At 64.4% G+C, this 19,639-nt stretch carries 16 protein-coding genes; 2 read left to right on the forward strand and 14 right to left on the reverse strand.

Translation table 11 applies throughout. From position 1 onward, the window contains the following. Positions 1 to 6: 6 nt before the first annotated feature. Together PU724_RS24240 and PU724_RS24245 are read right to left on the reverse strand one after the other, a co-directional pair. Positions 7 to 1,926, reverse strand: a complete 1,920-nt coding sequence (locus PU724_RS24240; RefSeq protein ID WP_127285268.1) for a potassium transporter Kup — start codon at positions 1,924 to 1,926, stop codon at positions 7 to 9. A 103-nt stretch (positions 1,927 to 2,029) separates the two neighbouring features. Then, positions 2,030 to 2,770: a pyridoxine 5'-phosphate synthase gene (locus PU724_RS24245; protein WP_354424104.1), complete on the reverse strand. Its 741-nt coding sequence runs from the start codon at positions 2,768 to 2,770 to the stop codon at positions 2,030 to 2,032. Positions 2,771 to 2,915: 145 nt separating this feature from the next. On the opposite strand from PU724_RS24245, the gene PU724_RS24250 reads away from it, so the two are divergent. Next, complete coding sequence (locus PU724_RS24250) at positions 2,916 to 3,320, forward strand: SpoIIAA family protein (RefSeq protein ID WP_354424106.1); 405 nt, start codon at positions 2,916 to 2,918, stop codon at positions 3,318 to 3,320. A gap of 12 nt (positions 3,321 to 3,332) precedes the next feature. Here PU724_RS24250 and PU724_RS24255 read toward each other — a convergent pair whose 3' ends face one another. The 10 genes from PU724_RS24255 to PU724_RS24300 all read right to left on the reverse strand — a co-directional run bounded on the left by PU724_RS24255 (position 3,333) and on the right by PU724_RS24300 (position 15,687). After that, entirely contained in the window at positions 3,333 to 4,460 is a 1,128-nt protein-coding gene (locus tag PU724_RS24255) for an ATP-dependent DNA helicase (protein WP_127285265.1), read from the reverse strand. Positions 4,461 to 4,612: 152 nt separating this feature from the next. Then, the gene (locus PU724_RS24260) at positions 4,613 to 4,981 is read right to left on the reverse strand and encodes a nitrile hydratase accessory protein (protein WP_354424108.1); all 369 of its coding nucleotides are present in this window, start codon (positions 4,979 to 4,981) and stop codon (positions 4,613 to 4,615) included. Further along, positions 4,968 to 5,627, reverse strand: a complete 660-nt coding sequence (gene nthB / locus PU724_RS24265) for a nitrile hydratase subunit beta (RefSeq protein ID WP_354424110.1) — start codon at positions 5,625 to 5,627, stop codon at positions 4,968 to 4,970. The genes PU724_RS24260 and nthB overlap by 14 nt, the downstream gene beginning before the upstream one ends. A 13-nt stretch (positions 5,628 to 5,640) precedes the next feature. Further along, entirely contained in the window at positions 5,641 to 6,246 is a 606-nt protein-coding gene (gene nthA / locus PU724_RS24270; RefSeq protein ID WP_127392165.1) for a nitrile hydratase subunit alpha, read from the reverse strand. 69 nt (positions 6,247 to 6,315) lie between these two features. Continuing rightward, a complete protein-coding gene (locus tag PU724_RS24275; protein WP_127392166.1) occupies positions 6,316 to 9,480 on the reverse strand; it encodes an efflux RND transporter permease subunit in 3,165 nt (1,054 codons plus the stop codon). Continuing rightward, positions 9,477 to 10,754: an efflux RND transporter periplasmic adaptor subunit gene (locus tag PU724_RS24280; RefSeq protein WP_354424113.1), complete on the reverse strand. Its 1,278-nt coding sequence runs from the start codon at positions 10,752 to 10,754 to the stop codon at positions 9,477 to 9,479. The genes PU724_RS24275 and PU724_RS24280 overlap by 4 nt, the downstream gene beginning before the upstream one ends. Positions 10,755 to 11,094: 340 nt before the next feature. Then, on the reverse strand, positions 11,095 to 11,691 hold the full coding sequence (locus PU724_RS24285) for a LysE family translocator (protein ID WP_127392168.1): 597 nt from the start codon (positions 11,689 to 11,691) through the stop codon (positions 11,095 to 11,097). Between the two features lie 146 nt (positions 11,692 to 11,837). Then, complete coding sequence (gene ilvN, locus PU724_RS24290; RefSeq protein ID WP_006204962.1) at positions 11,838 to 12,410, reverse strand: acetolactate synthase small subunit; 573 nt, start codon at positions 12,408 to 12,410, stop codon at positions 11,838 to 11,840. Between the two features lie 84 nt (positions 12,411 to 12,494). Beyond that, positions 12,495 to 14,276, reverse strand: a complete 1,782-nt coding sequence (locus tag PU724_RS24295) for an acetolactate synthase 3 large subunit (RefSeq protein WP_127285088.1) — start codon at positions 14,274 to 14,276, stop codon at positions 12,495 to 12,497. A gap of 259 nt (positions 14,277 to 14,535) precedes the next feature. Next, on the reverse strand, positions 14,536 to 15,687 hold the full coding sequence (locus tag PU724_RS24300) for a DUF6600 domain-containing protein (protein WP_127392100.1): 1,152 nt from the start codon (positions 15,685 to 15,687) through the stop codon (positions 14,536 to 14,538). A gap of 260 nt (positions 15,688 to 15,947) precedes the next feature. Between PU724_RS24300 and PU724_RS24305 the strand changes: the two genes are divergently transcribed. After that, positions 15,948 to 17,864, forward strand: coding sequence for an NAD(P)-binding domain-containing protein (locus tag PU724_RS24305; protein ID WP_354424116.1), 1,917 nt, complete (start codon positions 15,948 to 15,950; stop codon positions 17,862 to 17,864). Here the strand turns inward: PU724_RS24305 and tmpB are convergent. Both tmpB and tmpA read right to left on the reverse strand, forming a co-directional pair. Continuing rightward, entirely contained in the window at positions 17,807 to 18,397 is a 591-nt protein-coding gene (gene tmpB, locus PU724_RS24310; RefSeq protein WP_127285085.1) for a (R)-1-hydroxy-2-trimethylaminoethylphosphonate oxygenase, read from the reverse strand. The genes PU724_RS24305 and tmpB overlap by 58 nt on opposite strands. Continuing rightward, positions 18,394 to 19,560, reverse strand: coding sequence for a 2-trimethylaminoethylphosphonate dioxygenase (tmpA, locus tag PU724_RS24315; RefSeq protein ID WP_245478194.1), 1,167 nt, complete (start codon positions 19,558 to 19,560; stop codon positions 18,394 to 18,396). The genes tmpB and tmpA overlap by 4 nt, the downstream gene beginning before the upstream one ends. Between the last annotated feature and the right edge of the window lie 79 nt (positions 19,561 to 19,639).

A 19,639-nucleotide genomic window follows, 5' to 3' on the forward strand; every position in this document is an offset into this window, starting at 1 on the left:
CCGCTGTTAGATGGCGACTTGCGTGCCGATCTCCACCACGCGCCCCGTCGGAATCTGGAAATACTCCGTGGCATCGGCCGCCGTGCGCGCCAGGCCGATGAACAGCCTGTCCTGCCACACCGGCATGCCGGAATTGGGCGAAGCTTTCAGCGAGCGCCGCGACAGGAAGAACGAGGTCGTCATGATGTCGAACTTCCAGCCCTGCTTGCGGCAGATCGCCAGCGCGCGCGGGATGTTCGGCTGCTCCATGTAGCCGAAGGTCAGCGTCACCCGCATGAACAGCTCGTTGACCGTCTCCATCTTGACGCGGTCGCTGTCAGGCACCACTGGCTGCGGCGCCGTCACCACCGACAGGATGACGTTCTGCTCGTGCAGCACCTTGTAGTGTTTCAGGCTGTGCATCAGCGCGGTCGGCGCGCTCAAGGGATCGCTGGTCAGGAACACGGCCGTGCCGGACACCAGTTGCGGCTTCTTCTTCAACAAATTGCCGGCCAGGAAATCGAGCGGGATCTCGTTGCGGCGGGTCTTGTCGAACAGGTAGCGGCTGCCCCGCACCCACGTCCACATGGCCAGGATGATCGTGAAGGCCACCGCCAGCGACGCCCAGCCGCCCTCGAACACCTTGACGATGTTGGAGGCGAAGAAGCCGACGTCGATGAAGGCGAACAGCGCCGTCATCGACACCGCCACCCAAAGCTGCCATTTCCAGATGCGCGTCATGACGACATAGAGCAGCACCGTCGTCACCAGCATGTTGCCGGTCACCGAGATGCCGTAGGCCGAGGCGAGCTTGCTGGATTCGCCGAAACCGACCACCAAGAGCATCACCACCAGCGCCAGCAGCAGATTGACGCGCGGCATGTAGATCTGGCCGGACTGCTTTTCCGACGTGTGCAGGATCTCGAGCCTCGGCAGCATGTTGAGCTGCACCGCCTGCCTGGTCAGCGAAAAGGCGCCGGAGATCACCGCCTGGCTGGCGATCACGGTGGCGGCGGTCGCCAGCACCACCATCGGGATCAGCGTCCAGCCCTGGTTCATCTCGAAGAAGGGATGGCCGACGGTGCCGCCATTGGCGAGCACGAAGGCGCCTTGGCCGACATAGTTGAGCAGCAGGCAGGGAAACACGATCGACAGCCAGGCGAGCACGATCGGCTTGCGCCCGAAATGGCCGAGATCGGCATAGAGCGCCTCGGCGCCGGTGACGGCGAGGAAGATGGCGCCGATGGTGACGAAGGCCACATCTGGCGAATTGATCAGGAAGGCGACGATGTAATGCGGGCTGACCGCCAGCAGGATTTCGGGGTCGGCGATGATATGGTTGAGGCCTGACAGGCCGATCGCCAGGAACCAGACCGCCGTGATTGGGCCGAAGATCAGCGCGACGCCGCCGGTACCGAAGCGCTGCACCGAAAACAGGATCGCCAGGATGACCAGCGTCAGCGGCACCACATAGGGCTGGAACGTCGGCGTGACGACATTCATGCCTTCGACCGCCGAAAGCACCGAGATCGCCGGCGTGATCACCGCATCGCCGAAAAACAATGAAGCGCCGACGATGCCGATTCCGAGGATGATTGCCGAGCGCGTCGGGAAACTGCCGCGCGCCAGGGCCATCAGCGACAGCACGCCGCCCTCGCCGCGGTTATCGGCGCGCAGCACGAAGTTGATGTATTTGATGGTGACGATGATGGTCAGCGACCAGATGATCAGCGACAGCACGCCGAGGATGTCGCCGCGATCGGCGACGTTGCCGCCGGACGACGCCACCAAAGCTTCGCGGAAGGCGTAGATCGGGCTCGTGCCGATATCGCCGTAGACCACACCGAGCGCGCCAAGCATCAACACCTTGGTGCTGTGCTGCTCGATTTCGGGATGGCTCGATTGGTCGACTGGTTCTGCCTCACTACCAGTGTTGGCAAGGGCCATAAACGACACTCCGATAAACGCGCGGTGCTCTACGCTTGCTGCGATGCAATATCAAGTGCCGTCGCGTTATGGCTTCCATGTCGGCAACGCGGGGCTCGCCTTCCTACCAACCGCAAGCTCCGAGAAACCGTCCCACCGTGCCGGCCATGCCATACTCCAACGCATCGGCTGTCAACCCGTGTCCGATCGACACTTCCGCCAATGCCGGAACGCGCCTGGCCAGCGCCGGCAGATTGGCCACCGTCAGGTCATGCCCGGCATTGACCTGCAGCCCGGCGGCAAATGCCGCATCAGCGGTTTTTCCCAATCTTTCCAGCTCCTTGGCCCCCTTGGCGGAATCGGAATGGCAGCTACCGTAGGGACCCGTATAGAGCTCGATACGGTCGGCGCCGGTGTCGCGCGCGGCATTGATGCCGCCCGGATCCGGATCGGAGAACAGGGACACGCGAAAGCCGCCTTTCTTCAGTCGCTTGACGATCGGAGTGAGGAACGCCGCGTCGGCGATGAAGTTCCAGCCATGGTCCGATGTTGCCTGGCTCGGATCGTCCGGAACCAGCGTCACCTGGTCGGGCTGGTGCTTTTCGACAAGCGCCAGGAATTCCTCGGTGGGGTGGCCTTCGATGTTGAATTCCGCCTTCGGGAACTCGTCGTCGATCAGCGCCCTGATCTCGGGCAGGTCCGTGCGCCGCGTGTGCCGCTCGTCGGGCCGCGGATGCACGGTCAGTCCATGCGCGCCCGCCGCAAGCGCGATACGCCCGAGCCCGATGACGCTCGGCCAGGGCAGGTCGCGACGATTGCGCAGCATGGCGATGGCGTTGAGGTTGACGGAAAGCTTGGCGGGCATGGCTTCGGCTCGGGCTCCTCTGGGCGCCCGATTGGGCGCCGCCGCGTTTGAATTGCGCGCATCTATAGCGTCTTTGACGGGAACAGACAGAGGGTTTCGGGTGTTCCAGGGGTACGACCCAACATTGAGCAGGAGGAAAGTGCCCGTGAACTTCCTCGAGTCCGTTCCGGCAATCCGGCGTGTCGACACCGACCGCGACACCCTGTTCGCCGTCGATGTGTTCGGCCATGTCACGCCAGCCGATGCGGAAAACCTGTTCGGCCTGCTCGAGGCGGCCTATGCGCTGCACGCCAAGATCGACGTGCTGGTGCGCATGGTGGACCACGAGGGCGTCGACTGGGCCGAAGTGTCGGATGAAACCGTCAAGCAGGGCACGGCCCACGCGCTCGAGCATGTCCGCCGCTGCGCTGCGGTCGGCAAGCCCGACTGGGTGCCTTACGCGCAAGGCTTCTTCGCCGCGCCCCTGCCCTTCGAGCTCCGGCATTTCGAAGCGCAAGACGAGGCGGATGCCTGGCGCTGGCTCGGCGCCAGGCCCGTCGAACGTCGGTGAGGCCGGAACGGCCTATCTGACCACGGTCAGCCGCTCGGCCGCGCGTGTGATGGCGGTATAGAGCCAGCGCTGGCGGGTTTCCTTGAACGCCCAGCTTTCATCGAACAGCACGACGTCGTTCCATTGCGAGCCCTGCGCCTTGTGCACAGTCAGCGCATAGCCATAGTCGAAATCGTCGAAACGTTTCTTCTGCTGCCAGGGAATCTCGGCGTCGGGGTCCTCGAACGCCGCCTTGAGCAGCTTGATCTTGGCGACGCCGCGGTCCGGATCGTCCTCTTCCGGCGAGACCAGCAGGTTGATGCCGGGCTTCACCGTCTCGCGCGACGAGGTCATCACCTTCCACAGCGAGCCGTTGAGCAGGCCCTTGGCGGGGTCGTTGCGCAGGCAGACCAGCTTGTCGCCGGCCTGCGGGAAATCGGCATTGAACCCCTTCAACTCGCGCAGCCGCTGGTTATAGCGCCGCCGCGTGCGGTTGGTGCCGACCAGCACCTGATCCGCCTTCAGCACCAGTTCCTGGTTGACGTCTTCCTTGCCGATGACCTGCGCCGAGCCGTAGTCGCCGCGCATGAATTCGCGGCCCTCGCGCACGTCGAGCGCCAGCCGGATGATCGGATTGTCGCGCGCCTGGCGATGGATCTCGGTGAGCAGCACGTCCGGCTCGTGTTCGGTGAAGAAGCCGCCGCCCGAGATCGGCGGCAGCTGCGCCGGATCGCCGAGCACCAGGATCGGCGTCCCGAAGCTCATCAGGTCGCGGCCGAGCTGCTCGTCGACCATCGAGCACTCGTCGATGACGACCAGCTTGGCGCGCGCGATCGGGCTTTGCCGATTGAGCGAGAAGGTCGGCGAGATCGAGGTCTTGCCGGTCACCTCGTCCGAGACCGATTCCTCGCCCTTCGGCCTGTAGATCAGCGAATGGATGGTGCGGGCGTTGACCGCGCCCTTGGAGCGCAGCACCTGCGCCGCCTTGCCGGTGAAGGCTGCGAACTGCACCTGGCCGTCGACATGCTCCGCGAAATAGCGCGCCAGCGTCGTCTTGCCGGTGCCGGCATAGCCGAACAGCCGGAAGATCTGCGGCCGGCCGTCTTTCAGCCAGCGCGCGACTGCCTTCAACGCCTCATCCTGTTGGGGAGAGAATTCCATCAGCTGGAAAGACCGGATTCGCAAGCGAAAGACAAGATCGGCTGCCGACAACTACTGTCAGCGGCGGCGGCCGTTACCCACCACTGGCTCGGCAGGCTATCAGGCGACAATGAGAACGTAAAGAGAACAGATGCCGATTTCAATCAGTATGCCTACACACCCGGCCCGCCACGGCCTGCGCTAGGCCCAGGATCGTTCTCCAGCAGGATCGGCTTGCCGTGCGGTGTGGCGTGCGCGGCGCGCTCCCAGGCGGCGGCAAGCGTGTCGACATCGCTCCTGCCGGCAACGCCCTTGGCCGACAGCAGGCTTTCCAGCGCCGCCAGCCAGTGCTCGTAATAGTCATGGCCGTCCGCTGCCGCATCCGGCCTCTTCACTTCGGCGGACAGCGCATCGGCCCATTCGCTCCAGGAAAACAGGCCCTTGTCGTGCAGCGCCACGGTCATGGCGAAGGCCTCGGCCTGCCACGGCTCGGCGAAGACCGGCTCGTCGAAGCCCGCCGGCAGGTCTTCACGCCGGCTCAAGATAGCTTTCCCAGGCATCGATCGACACGGTCAGCGTCGGGTCGGCGCCCTCGCCCCAGACCTCGGTGCCATCGAAGACCACCGTATAGAGCCATTGCGGGTTCTCGCCTTTCCCATGCGCGTTGCTGTCGGGGAAGACAAAGCCCTCGCGCACCGCCTCGACGGTGCCTTGCCTGCCGCGTGCGTAGCGCGGGAGCCGCGTGTGCCCGGTCGGATTGATATTCTTCATGAGCACCCGGTCGCCGGCCCTGAACCGCGCCGGCGTGGCGACCGGCCGGTTGCACGGGCCGCCCCTGGCCAGCGCTGCCGGGACGTTTTCCGCCTTCAGCATTCTCTTGGGAGCAACTGCCGGATCGACCGCCCGGCCCTCGGCCAGATCGCGGTCGCTGACGAAGCCATGCCGTTTGAGCAGCACTTCCAGCGCCTTGATCCAGATCTGGTAGTAGCTCGATGAATAGTAATCGGCCGGATGCAGCGATTCCCGCGCATGCCGGCTTTCGTCGATGTTCCAGGCGCCCATGGCGCCGGCGGTGAGCGTCACGCCGAGTGCCCGCCTTTCCCAGCCGGCATGGAAATAGGGCTCGTCCGTTTCGGGCGCGACCGGCCCAAAGCCCATCTGCCCGCCGAGATCCTGCGGCCCGTTCATGCCGGCTCCCCCGTCATGCCGGCGCCTTTGCCAGTGCGGTGCCGATCATCGCATCGCGGCTCACCAGCTCGGCCAGTTGCTCCTCGCTCCAGCCCTCAGTGCCCTCCGGCCGCATCGGCACCACCAGATAGCGCAGCTCCGCCGTCGAATCCCAGACGCGGATCTTCTTGTCCGCCGGCAGGGTCAGGCCGAATTCCGCCAGCACGCCGCGCGGATCGATCACCGCCCGCGAGCGATAGGGCGGCGCCTTGTACCAGACCGGCGGCAGGCCGAGCACCGTCCACGGATAGCAGGAGCACAGCGTGCAGACGACGAGGTTGTGCGTCTCCTCGCTGTTGAAGACGGCCTGCATGTGCTCGCCCTGCCTGCCGGTATAGCCCAGCGATTCGATCGCCGCCGTCGCATCGCGCCTCAGCCAGTCGGCATAGGCCGGATCGGTCCAGGCCTTGGCCACCACCCGGGCCCCGTTGCGCGGGCCGATCTTGGTCTCGTAGGTGTCGACGATGACGTCGATCGCGGCCGGATCGATCAGGCCTTTCTGGGTCAGGATCGTTTCCAGCGCGCGCACGCGCGCCGCGAACGGATCGAGCTCGTTGTCATGGTCATGATCATGCGACATGAGCTCAGACTAGAACCGCCGACATGTGGCCGCAAGCATGACGGCTTGGGCCAGCAAGCGGCGGTCGAGCTATTCGGCCGCGGCTTTCTGGAGCTGGATGACCCGGCCTTCTTCCGGATCGAACAGCGACGGTTGCTCCGCACTTTCGACCGCATGCAGCGCCGGCCGGCCCTTCTTCAAGGAGAAGCCGAGCAGCCAGCCGGAAAAATTCTCGAAATAGACGTAGATCACCGGCGTGACGAAGAGCGTCAGCGCCTGCGAGGCGAGCAGGCCGCCGACCACCGCGACGCCGAGCGGCTGGCGCAGTTCGGCGCTGGCGCCGGTGCCGAGCGCAATCGGAAACGTGCCCATCAGCGCCGCCAGCGTCGTCATCATGATCGGCCGGAAACGCATCAGGCAGGCCTTGTGGATGGACTCCACCGCCGACATGCCCTCGCGCCTGAGCTCCAGCGCCACGTCGACCATCATGATGCCGTTCTTCTTGACGATGCCGATCAGCATCAGGATGCCGATCACCGCGATCACCGAAATATCCATGCCGGCAACACGCAGTGCAACCACCGCCCCCAGCACCGCCGACGGCAGGCCGGTGAGGATGGTGAGCGGATGGATGAAGCTCTCGTAGAGCATGCCGAGCACGATATAGATGGTCAGGATCGCGCCGCCGATCAGCAGCCCCTGGTTGGCGAGCGAATCCTGGAAGGTCTTGGCGGTGCCGGCAAAGCTGGTGCCGATCGTTGTCGGCATGCCGACCTGCTCCTTGAGCTGGTCGATGCGGGTCACGCTGTCGCCCAGCGCCACGCCCGGCGGCAGATTGTAGGAAATCGTCACCGCCGGAAGCTGGCCGAGCTGGTTGACGGTGAGCGCGCCGGCTGTGCGGTCGACATGGGCGAAGGCGCCAAGCGGCACCAGGCTGCCGCTCGCCGTCCGCACCTGGATGGCAAGCATGCGCTCGGGCGACCATTCGATCTTCGGGTCGAGCTCGGTGATCACTGCATAGCTGTCGGCCGAGCCGAAGATCGTCGAGACCTGATCGGTGCCGAAGCCGCCATAGAGGGCCGAGCGCAGCGTATCGGTATCGATGCCGAGCTGGGCGGCCTTGTCGCGGTCCACCACCAACGACGCCTGTAGGGCATTGTTCTGCAGGTCGCTGGTGACATCGGCGAAGAAATTGTGGTCCGCCGCCATCGCGTCATTCAGCTTCTGTGCCCAGATATCGGTCTGGCCAGTATCGAGGCCTTGAACCACGAGCTGGTAGGCGCTGGCCGACGACCGCGAACCCAGCCTCAGGTTCTGCACCGGCTGCATATAGGTCTCGATGCCGGCCACGCCTGCCAGTTGCTTGCGCAGATCCGAGAGCACCTTTTCGATGTCCGGGCGCTTGTCCTTGTCCTTGAGCTGCACGAACAACTGGCCCTGGTTGAGCGCATTGTTGCCGCTGCCCGCCGACCACGCCACATGATCGACATAGGGCGAATGGGAGAAGACGCTGGCCACCTGGCCCTGCAGCTTCGCCATGGCGTCGAACGAGATGTCCTGGCGGGCGACCGTCGTCACCGATATCTGGCCGATGTCCTCTTGCGGGAAGAAGCCCTTCGGCGAGACCTCGATCAGCCAGACCGACGCCGCAGCGGTGCCGATGAAGACCAGGAACACCAGGAAGGTGTGGCGCAGGCAGAAGCTCAGCAGCCAGTCGTAGCAGCGTGTGACGAAGTCATGCCGGTGGCCGCCTCCATGGGCTTCCCTCTCCGCCTTCGAGACCGAAAGCAGGCGCGAGCAGAGCATCGGCGTCAGCGTCAGCGAGACGAACATCGACGCCAGGATGGCGACGGTCACCACGACCGCGAACTCGTTGAAGATGCGGCCGATGACGCCGCCCATCAACAGCACGGGAATGAACACCGCCACCAGCGAGATCGAGATCGAGATGATGGTGAATCCGATTTCGCGCGCGCCCTTCAGCGACGCGTCGAACGCCGAGAGCCCGTCTTCCTCCATGTGCCGGAAGATGTTTTCGAGCATGACGATGGCGTCGTCGACGACCAGGCCGACGGCGAGCGTCAGTCCCATCAGCGAGATGTTGTCGATGGAAAAGCCGAACAGGAACATCGCGCCGAGCGTGGCGATCAGCGAGATCGGCACCGCGACGGCCGGGATGATCGTCGCGGTGACGCGGCGCAGGAAGACGAAGATCACCATCACCACCAGCGCGATCGTCAAAAGCAGCGTGAACTGCACGTCGTCGACGGCCTGGCGGATCGAGGTCGAGCGGTCGTTGAGCAGTTTGATCGAGGCGGCGCCCGGCATCTGGTCCTGAAAGGACGGCAGCATCGCCTTGACCTTGTCGACGACGTCGACCGTGTTGGCGTCCGGCTGGCGCTGCACGGCCATGATGATGGCGCGGGTGCCGTCATACCAGCTCGCTGTCGTCGTGGTCTGAACCGAATCGACGACGCGGGTCACATCGCCCAGCCGTACCGGGTGACCGTCTTTGGTGGCGATGATTAGATTCGCGAAACCCGCCGCGTTGTTAAGCTGAGTATTGGCGGTGATGGTCAATTGCTGCTTGTCGTTCTGCAGCACGCCGAGCGGCGTGTTGCTGTTGGCCGACGCCACCGCCGCCTGCAACTGGTCGATCGAGATGCCGCGCGCGGCGAGCGCCGTCGGGTCGATCTGGATGCGCACGGCGTATTTCTGCTGGCCGTAGATCGAAACCTGCGCCACGCCGTCGATGGTCGACAGCGAGGGCGAGATGACGTTCTCGGCGAAGGCATCGAGATCGGTCAGCGGGACCGTGTCGCTGACCAGCGACATCAACAGGATCGGAGCGTCGGCCGGATTGACCTTGCGATAGCTCGGCGGCGCCGTCATCTCGGGCGGCAGCGACCTTTGCGTGCGCGCGATCGCCGCCTGCACATCCGCGGCCGCGGCGTCGATGTCGCGGTTGAGCACGAACTGGATGGCGATCGAGGTCTGGCCGAGCGAATTGGTGGTCGAGATGGAATCGATGCCGGCGATCGTGGCGAACTGCTTGATCAGCGGCGTCGCGACGGACGTCGCCATGGTCTCCGGCGAAGCGCCGGCCAGCTGGGCGGAGACGTTGACCACCGGAAACTCGGCGCTGGGCAGCGCCGCAACCGGCAGAAACTTGTAGGCGAACAATCCGCCCAGCACGAGGGCGAACGACATCAGAAGCGTGGCGACGGGCCTGCGAATGCAGAATTCGGAGATCATTGGCTGGCCTCGCCCGCCTTGCCGGCTTGCGCGACCTTGGGTGCGCCCTGAGCGCCGCCCTTGGCGGCCGCCTTGCCCTCATGCACGGCCGCGCCGTCCTTCAACCTGGTCTGGCCCTCGACGACCACCTTCTCCCCACCCTTGAGGCCCTGGCTGATGGCGCTGTTGTCGCCTTCGGTCAGCGCCACCTGGACGGGGCGCATCTCCACCGTATTGTCCGGCTTGACTACGTAGACGAACGGCCCCTTCTGGCTGGGCTGCACCGCGACGGTCGGAACCGAGGTCATTTGCGGCATCGTGCCGGCGTCGAGCACGACGTTCACATACTGGCCGGGCCACAGCGAAAGATCCGGGTTCGGTACGCTCGCCCGAGTGGCGATAGTGCCGGAGGCGGTGTCGACGCTGGAATCGACGAAGTCGAGCGTGCCCTTGCCGATCGGCGTCGGATCGCCGTCCTTGGTCAGCGTCACGTCGCCTTGCTGCGGGTCGGCCAGCGCCTTGTGCAGCAGGGCGAGGTTGCTCTCCGGCAGGGTGAAATTCACCTGCAGCGGATCCATCTGCGTGATCGTCACCAGCGGGGTCGAGCTGCTGCTGTTGCCGTTGCTGGTGGTGACGAGATCGCCGACCGAGACATTGACGGCCCCCAGCCTGCCCGAGATCGGCGCCGAGATCGACGCGTAGCTCAACTGCACGGTATCGGCGTCGATGGTGGCCTTGTCGGCATCGATGGTCGCGGCTGCCGCCTTCTGCGCCGCCAGCGCCTGATCGTAGGTCTGCTGCGTGCCGGCCTGCTTGGCGACGAGGTCCTTGGCGCGCTGCAGGTCGGCCCGGGCGCTGACCAGCATGGCCTGGTCCTTGACCAGCGTCGCCTGGTCTTTTGCGAGCTGCGCCTTCAGCGCCCGGTCATCCAGTGAAATGAGAAGATCGCCGGCCTTGACCATCTGCCCGTCCTTGACCGCGATCGAGACGATCTGGCTGGAGACGCGGGCGTTGATGGCAACCACCTCCGGCGAGGACACGAAGCCGATGGCATAGCGGCGGATGGGAAAATCGGCGGTGGTGGCGGCCGCGGAAACGATCGAGGCCGAATGCGAGCCACCGCCGCCGCCCTTTGCATTGTCCGGTGCCTTGGCCGTCTTTTCCGTGCCGTTGCTGGCGGCCTGCTGGCCCGAAATCAGTTGCTGGACTTTGCCCAGCGCCGTCGGCGAAAGGTAGAGACCGGCCCCGGCAACGCAGGCCAGCGCAATCACCGCAAAGACGATTTTTCCGCGCATCGACAACAAGCCCTCTCACGCGACACGCCGGATCCGGTGGTCTATTTTTGCTCGATCCGCGGCGCCTTGCCGCGAATTTCGCCGAAATAGATAGGACAAGGCTTTGGCGGAAAAGGGCCAAAACACGGCATTACGAAGATTTAATGTGCAGTGCACAATAAGGAGGCAACCCGACCCATGGGCCGGGACCGCGACCTGAGATCTGTTGAGATTCAGGTCAGGCCGAGTCGAAAACGTTGATTTCCGAGAACCGGAGCGGAGCGTACCTTTGGATAGGTGAGCACCGGAAGCGCAGGAAAGCGCCGTTTGCAGGCCGGCCGCACCTGAATATCGACAGATCTTAACGCAGCATCGGCCACAGCGTCGCCGCCAGCAGCGCACCCATGGCGATGTTGAACCACTTCAGCCGCACCGGATCCGACAGGAACCCGCGCAGCGCCGTGCCGAAGCCCGCCCACACCGAGACGCTCGGCAGGTTGACGATGGTGAAGGCGACCGAGATCAGCACCACCGACAGGAACGGGTGCTCCGCATTGGCATAGACGGCCATGGCGGTGATCGCCATCACCCAGGCCTTGGGATTGACCCACTGGAACGCCGCCGCATCGATGAAGCGCATCGGTCGCGCTTCCATCTCGCCCTTGCTGCTCAGCGAACGCGACATGGCGATCTTCCAGGCGAGATAAAGCAGATAGACGCCGCCGGCGACCTTCAGCGCCGTATGCAGCACCGGAAACGCCGTCAGCACTGCGCCCAGCCCGAAGCCGACGGCAAGCAGCAGCACCAGAAATCCGATGCTGATGCCGAGCATGTGCGGAACGGTCCTGACGATGCCGAAATTGACGCCGGAAGCCAGCAGCATGAGGTTGTTCGGCCCCGGCGTGATCGAGGTGACGAAGGCGTAGACCAGGAGCGCAAGGAACGTTTCAAGCGGCATGACGTCCTCCCACACAAGTCATCGCGTCGAATAGGTCAGTATAATTGTCCTTTTATACCGGGCGCGCAAAGGCCACCCTGGAGCATCAACCGGGCCAGACGGTCAGGACGGAAATGACGACCTGCCGGCGCTTCGGCGCCGGCCTACTACATGCCCTGCGGGCCGCGGTTCATCGCCGCCACGCCGGTGCGGCAGATCTCTACCAGGCCGAGCGGCTTCATGATGGCGATGAACTGGTCGAGCTTGGAGCCCTTGCCGGTGATCTCGAAGATGAAATGCTCTGTGTTGGCGTCGATGACGCTGGCTCGGAAGGCATCGGCAAGACGCAACGCCTCGACGCGGCTGTCGCCGGTGCCGGCGACCTTGACCAGCGCCAGCTCGCGCTCCAGCGGCCGCTCCTGGCCAAGCTCGTGCGAGCGCACGGTGAGGTCGACCACACGGTGCACCGGCACGATGCGCTCGAGCTGGTGCTTGATCTGCTCCAGCACATGCGGCGTGCCGCGCGTCACGATGGTGATGCGCGACAGATGCTTCTCGTGCTCGGTCTCCGAGACGGTCAGGCTCTCAATGTTGTAGCCGCGGCCGGAGAAAAGGCCGATGACCCGGGCAAGCACGCCCGGCTCGTTGTCGACCAGCACGGAGAGCGTGTGGTTCTCCGGCTTTTCCGTTTCCTTGGCGATGAAATAGGCGGAGCCGGTCGGTTGGAGCTGTGCGTTCATGGGGTGAATCTCGATTTCAACTCTTGGATCTAATTCTCTGTTTGCGCACGGCTTCCTTAGACCAGCCCTGCCTTGGCTCGTCGCCTACACCAGTTCCCTGCCTTTGGCGTCGATGGCATTGGCCACCGCCTCGTCGGTCGCCTCGTCGGGGAGCAGCATCTCGTTATGCGCCTTGCCCGAGGGGATCATCGGGAAGCAGTTGGCCAAAGTCGCCACGCGGCAGTCGAACAGCACCGGCTTCTTCACCGCGATCATTTCCTTGATCGCGTCGTCGAGTTCGTCCGGCTTGTCGCAGCGTATGCCGTGGCCGCCATAGGCCTCGGCCAGCTTGACGAAGTCCGGCATTGCCTCGGTGTAGGAATGCGACAGCCGGTTGCCGTGCAACAGCTGCTGCCACTGCCTGACCATGCCCATATACTGGTTGTTGAGGATGAAGATCTTGATCGGCGCTTCGTACTGCACCGCCGTGCTCATCTCCTGCATCGTCATCTGCACCGAGGCATCGCCGGCGATGTCGATGACCAGCGCATTGGGATGCGCGATCTGCACGCCGAGCGCTGCCGGCAGGCCGTAGCCCATCGTGCCCAGCCCGCCCGACGTCATCCAGCGGTTCGGCTTCTCGAAATGATAGTGCTGCGCCGCCCACATCTGGTGCTGGCCGACCTCGGTGGTGATGTAGGTGTCCATGTCCTTGGTCAGCGCATAGAGCCGCTGGATGGCGTATTGCGGCATGATCACGTCGGCGTTCGGCTTGTAGGCCAGCGAGTCGCGCGCCCGCCATTTGGCGATCTGCTCCCACCACGGGTAGAGCGCCTTCTTGTCGGCCTTGGCGGTCGCCCGCCACAGCCGCACCAGATCCTCCAGCACCCGGCCGACATCGCCGAGGATCGGCACGTCGGTATGAACGTTCTTGTTGATCGACGACGGATCGATGTCGATGTGGATCTTCTTCGAGTTCGGCGAGAACGCGTTGAGCCGCCCGGTGATGCGGTCGTCGAAACGGGCGCCGATGCAGATCATCACGTCGCAATCGTGCATGGCCATGTTGGCCTCGTAGGTGCCGTGCATGCCGAGCATGCCCACCCAGTTCTTGCCGGAAGCCGGATAGGCGCCGAGCCCCATCAGCGTCGAGGTGATCGGAAAGCCGGTGAGATCGACCAGTTCGCGCAGCAGATGGCTCGCCTCCGGACCGGAATTGATGACGCCGCCTCCCGAATAGATGATCGGCTTCTTTGCGCTGGCCATCAGCTCGACCGCTGCCTTGACCTTCTCCAGGTCGCCCTGGACCTTCGGCTGGTAGCTGGTGCGCGGCGCTGTCTGCGGCGGCACATAGGTGCCCTTGGCGAACTGCACGTCCTTCGGAATGTCGACCACCACCGGGCCGGGGCGCCCGGTGGTCGCGACATGGAAGGCCTCATGGATCGTGGCCGCGAGCTCGTTGACGTCCTTCACCAGCCAGTTGTGCTTGGTGCAGGGGCGCGTGATGCCGACCGTGTCGCATTCCTGGAAAGCGTCGGAACCGATCAGCGAGGTCGGCACCTGGCCGGTCAGACAGACCAGCGGAATGGAATCCATCAGCGCGTCCTGCAGCGGCGTCACCGCGTTGGTGGCGCCGGGGCCGGACGTCACCAGCAGGACGCCGGCCTTGCCGGTCGAGCGCGCGTAGCCTTCCGCCGCATGGCCGGCGCCCTGCTCGTGCCTGACCAGAATGTGCTCGACCTCGTCCTGTTGGAAAATTTCATCGTAGATCGGGAGAACCGCGCCGCCCGGGTAACCGAAGACATGCTTGACGCCATTGTCCTTCAGCGCCTGCACCACCATTTCGGCGCCCGTCATTTCGCGCCGCTCGTTCCGCTCGTTGCTCATCGGTCTGGTCCCGTACTGTCGCCATTTGGGCGTTGCTGGTCGTTTAGTCGTGTTTCGGGCAATAAAAAAGGCCCCCGAGGGAGCCTGTGTGATGCGCATGGGAGGTTTTCGCCCGGCGGTTACACCGCCTTGCCCACGCGCCTGCCTACGAGAATGAGTGCCGTTTTCATGGTGGCGGACAGTAGAGGCGGGAAAGCCGGCCTGTCAACCGGGAAAATGCTCCCGCCTCGCCACCGTTCGCGTGCCGTCCCAAATGGCTTCAGCGCGGCGGCTTGCAGTGCGCGACAAGCGGATCGCATTTGGCTCCCTTCCTCGCCTGCACCAAGGAAGGGCGATGCGGCTCGGCCTTCGCCGGCCCATGATGCGGTGTGCGCATCGCCAGCATCTGCTGATGGTTGAGCCTCCTGCGCGGCGCATGTTTGCCATCGGATGTCTCGCCGATCTCCACCTGCCCGGCGCCGGCGATCACCCTCTTGTGCTTTCGGTCGGCCGTGTTCGGTTCCCCTTCGGCGATCGCCGCTGCGGGCCGGATCGTCCTGACGCCCGCGGGCTTCTTCGGCCCGTGGCCGGCGGCCTCGGGCGTGCCTGCGATAACCGGCGCAGCACCTTGCGCCGGCAGGGAAGCGTTGCCGGCCAGCATCTTCACCGCCTCGCCCTTCGACGGATCGAGCCGGGCTTCGGAGAAGTCGCCCTTGCGCGGCGGGACGATCTTCGCCGCTTTGATCGACGTCACGACCGCCCTGGGAAGCTCAGGCAGGCGCGGCCCGGCATCGATCGCGACGACCTGGTTGCCAAGCCGTACGCGCGGCGCGTTGTTGACGATCACAGTCTGGTTGATGATCGTCGTGTTGCGGATGATGGTCACGTTTTCACGCACTGGCCGCACGACGCTGACGACATCGGCCACGCCGATCGCCGCCACCGGTGCGAAGCACCACCAGCCCTCGTCGAACGCGACATCGGCAATACGCGGCGGCGCCGGAGCCCAGCCGATGTTGTCGCCGCCCTGGCGCCACACCACCCAGGCCGGCGCCCATTCGTAGCCGGCGATCCAGACCCAGCCGAATTCGGGATCGTACGCCCAGCGCCCGTAGTGGAAGACGATGCCGCCGAACGGCTCAGCCGACTCCCAGTACCAGCCCTCGTCGGTCCAGACCCATCTGCCTTCCGTATAGGGCCGCCATTCAGGCCGGACGGAGGGAACCCACACCTCGCCGAACCGGCTGGAAGTCCGCCATCCGCCGTAAGTCGCGAGCCGCTCGCGGACGGTCACGGAAACCACGGCCGCATGCGCCGCCTGATAGGACGGAACCGCCAATGGACCGGCCAAAGTCACGCCCAAAGCCAAGGTGACGGCTACGGAAGCTGCCAGCCCGCGCCGGGCGAATGGATGGATGGAGGACAATTGCATGACGCTCTCCTGGCTCCTTGCATCGCCATTCGCCCCCGTTGCTCTTGTCTTGAGACGCCATGGCCGCAATGCGGCAAAAGCCGATCACGATTGCGCGACCAATGGAGCGTCGCTCCACCTCCGGACAAACCATTGAAAACACGCCAAACTATTGGAGGGCATGACGCGAGATCAGTTTTGCCGAAATACTTGCGCATGCCGGACGGGGCGATCCGGCTCCAGCGCTCGATCAAGAAGCGATCCCAAGACCGGAGGAACTGATGCTCGACAAGACCCCGAACAAGAAGCTTTCCGACCTGCTCGACCAGTTCGGCGCGGCACTTGCCGCCGGCGATATCGACAAGGCCGTCGCCTGCTTTCAGGACGACTGCTACTGGCGCGATCTCGTCGCCTTCACCTGGAACATCAAGACCATGGAAGGCCGCGACCAGGTGCGCGACATGCTTGTGAGCCAGTTGGCGAAGACGAAGCCTTCGAACTGGGCGATCGCCGACGGCGAGGATGCCAGCGAGAACGGCGGGGTGCTGGAAGGTTGGATCCGCTTCGAGACGGCGGTGGCGCGCGGCTTTGGCCACATCAGGCTGAAGGACGGCAAGATCTGGACATTGCTTACCACCATGGCGGAGCTGAAGGGCCATGAAGAGCCGGCCGGCTTCGCCCGGCCGCTGGGCGCCAGGCACGGCCATGGCAAGAACCGGCCGACCTGGAAGGAGGAGCGCGAGAAGGAAGCGGCCGAACTCGGTTTCAAGACGCAGCCGCATACGCTCATCATCGGCGGCGGCCAGGGCGGCATCGCGCTGGCCGCCCGGCTGCGCCAGCTCGGCGTGCCCACCATCATCGTCGAGAAGAACGAACGTGCCGGCGACAGCTGGCGCAAGCGCTACAAGTCGCTCTGCCTGCACGATCCGGTCTGGTACGACCATCTGCCCTACATCGACTTCCCCAGGAACTGGCCGGTCTTCTCGCCCAAGGACAAGATCGGCGACTGGCTGGAAATGTACACCAAGGTCATGGAGCTGAATTACTGGTCCTCGACCGAGGCCAGGAGCGCCGCCTATGACGACAAGACGAAGGAATGGACCGTCGTCGTCCACCGTGACGGCAAGGACATCACGCTGAAGCCGAAGCAGCTGGTGCTGGCGACCGGCATGTCCAGCAAGGCCAACATGCCAAGCTTCAAGGGCATGGACAGCTTCAAGGGTGATCAGCACCATTCCTCGAAGCATCCCGGCCCCGACGCCTATGCCGGCAAGAAGGCAGTCGTCATCGGTTCGAACAATTCCGCCCACGATATCGCCGCCGCACTCTGGGAGGCCGGCGCCGACGTGACCATGGTGCAGCGCTCGACCACCCACATCTCCAGATCCGACACGCTGATGGAAATCGGGCTGGGTTCGCTCTACTCGGAAAAGGCCGTCCAAAGCGGACTGACGACGGCCAAGGCGGATCTCATCTTTGCCTCTTTGCCCTACAAGATCCTGCACGAATTCCAGATTCCCGCCTACGCCGAGATGAAGAAGCGCGATGCCGCGTTCTACAAGGGCCTGGAAGAGGCCGGCTTCATGCTGGACTGGGGCGACGACGAGTCCGGCCTGTTCATGAAATATCTCAGGCGCGGCTCCGGTTACTATATCGACGTCGGCGCGTCCGACCTCATCATCGACGGCTCGATCAAGTTGAAGAGCGGCGTCGAGGTGAAGGAAATCAGGGAGCATTCGCTGCTCTTCTCCGACGGCTCGGAATTGCCGGCGGACTTGATCGTCTACGCCACCGGCTACGGCTCGATGAATGGCTGGGCGGCCGACCTGATCTCCCGCGAGGTGGCCGACAAGGTCGGCAAATGCTGGGGTCTCGGCTCCAACACAACCAAGGATCCCGGTCCCTGGGAAGGCGAGCTGCGCAACATGTGGAAGCCGACGCAACAGGAGGCGCTCTGGTTCCATGGCGGCAACCTGCATCAGTCACGCCACTATTCGCAGTTCCTGTCACTGCAGTTGAAGGCGCGGCACGAAGGCATCGCGACACCGGTCTACGGGCTGCAGAAGGTTCACCACAAGGATAGGGCTGCTACTTCGCGACAGCAGGAGGTGCGGCCAAACCGCACCTCCTGCCAGGGGCATCACGCGGCCTTTTCCGCCGCGAACTTCCTCACCACCCGCTCCAGCAGCGGCGCGTAGTCGCGAAAGGCGCGCGTCTTCATGTTGGCGACCTTGCCGCCCTCGTCCCAGATGCGGACGCGCACCGCCTCCTCATGGAACGGGTTCCTGCGGAACTCGGCCACCTCCTCGGCGCTCATCGGCCCGCCCTGCAGCGACAGCGTGTGGACAGAGGCCGGCGAGAGCTTGCCGAAATAGGTCGGGTCGGTGGCGCAGAGATAGCGCTTGGCCGAGACATGCAGCCGCACGCATTCGACGATGACCGGCGGGAAGAACGGCGCCAGCACCTCGCCGCCCGCCTCGTCATGATGCTTGTCCTCGACATCGTCGGGCGAATAGGTGCCGAACTCGCTGGTGTAGTGTCCGATGTCGTGCAGCAGCGCCGCCGCCACCAGCTCGTCCGGCGCGCCGTCCTGCTCGGCCAGCCACGCGCCCTGCAGCATGTGCTCCGACATGGTGACGGGCTCGCCGAGATAGGATTCGGCACCACGTCGCTCAAAAATGTCGGCGATGAATTCGACGATGTTGCCGCTGTTCAGCGCCTGCCCGTTCATTCCGCCGCCTCCCTGAAATCGTGCTCGATCGCCGCAAGCGTCGACAACAGCCCGTCCTTGTCGGCGTAGCAGCCCTGCAGCCAGCGCTTGCCCGAGCCGGAAAACGCCTTGCGCGCATGCATGACGCGGGTGTTGTCGACGATGAAGGCCTGCCCAGCCTCCAGCTTGAAGGTCACCTCGAAGCCGGGATCCTCGATCAGCTCGGCGAACCGGCGATAAGCGGCGTAGTATTTGTCCATCTCGGCGAACGGCACGTCGACCGTCGGCGCCAGCGAGCGGTTGTTGAAGCGGATGCAGAGCAGTTCGCCATCCGGGCCGAGCTCGATCATCGGGCGCTTGGCTTGCAGACGCACGCCCGACGAGCCGGCATATTCGAAGCGTGCCGGATAGGAGCTCAGCAGACGGAACCCGTGCGGATCTTCGGCCTGCAGCGCGGCCGCCACCGCGAAACCGTCGACTACGGTGGATTCGCCGCCCTCGACCGTGTTCTCGATGCAGGCAAGGATCTGCAGCGTCGGCACCGGATCGCGGTAGGGATTGTCGGTATGCGCCTGCAGGCCGAGATTGGTGTAGGCGAGATTGTTCGGATTGACCTCGGCGCGCACCTCGAACCAGCGCCCGTAATTGGTCTCCCTGATGTAACCGAACAGGTCGGACACCTTGCACAGCGCCCCCGACTCCGCCGGCAGGCCATCCATCACCGCAAAGCCGTAAGTCCTCACTGCCGAAAGCCATTCCCTGAGCACGCTGCGATCGTGGCTGGCGGCCGCATATGCCGCGCGCGGCACCGAATTCTGCATCGTCGCCCTTGTCCAGCATTGAACCACGTCGGCCGTCCAGCCTCCCTTGCGCAGTTCGACACGGTCATAGGCATGCGCGTACAACCAGCCTGCCGGGAAACTGACGGTCTTTTGCTCGGGGACGAAGCTGATCTCCAGTGCGCCGCCCTTGACCGAAGCCGCCGCGATCCGCGTCCCGGCCGGAATGTCGAGAATGGTGATCAGGCGCTGACCGTTGCCGGCGCTGCGCGTCTTGTCGTCCAATGCATTGTCGCGCAGCCACATGGCGTGAAAGCGGGTGCGCATCCCGTTGTCCCAGCTCAGTTCGACCGTTCGTCCGTCGTCGCCGATCAGCGCCTTGGTCAGCATGTCCAGCAGCTCCATCTTTCCCACGGCATCCGCAGGGTTTCGGGTTGCATGATGCTGACTTCGTAGTCATAACTCAAGTTATCATTTTGCAGAC

Origin of the sequence: Mesorhizobium abyssinicae, assembly GCF_049887195.1 — a bacterium.
GTDB lineage: Bacteria > Pseudomonadota > Alphaproteobacteria > Rhizobiales > Rhizobiaceae > Mesorhizobium > Mesorhizobium abyssinicae.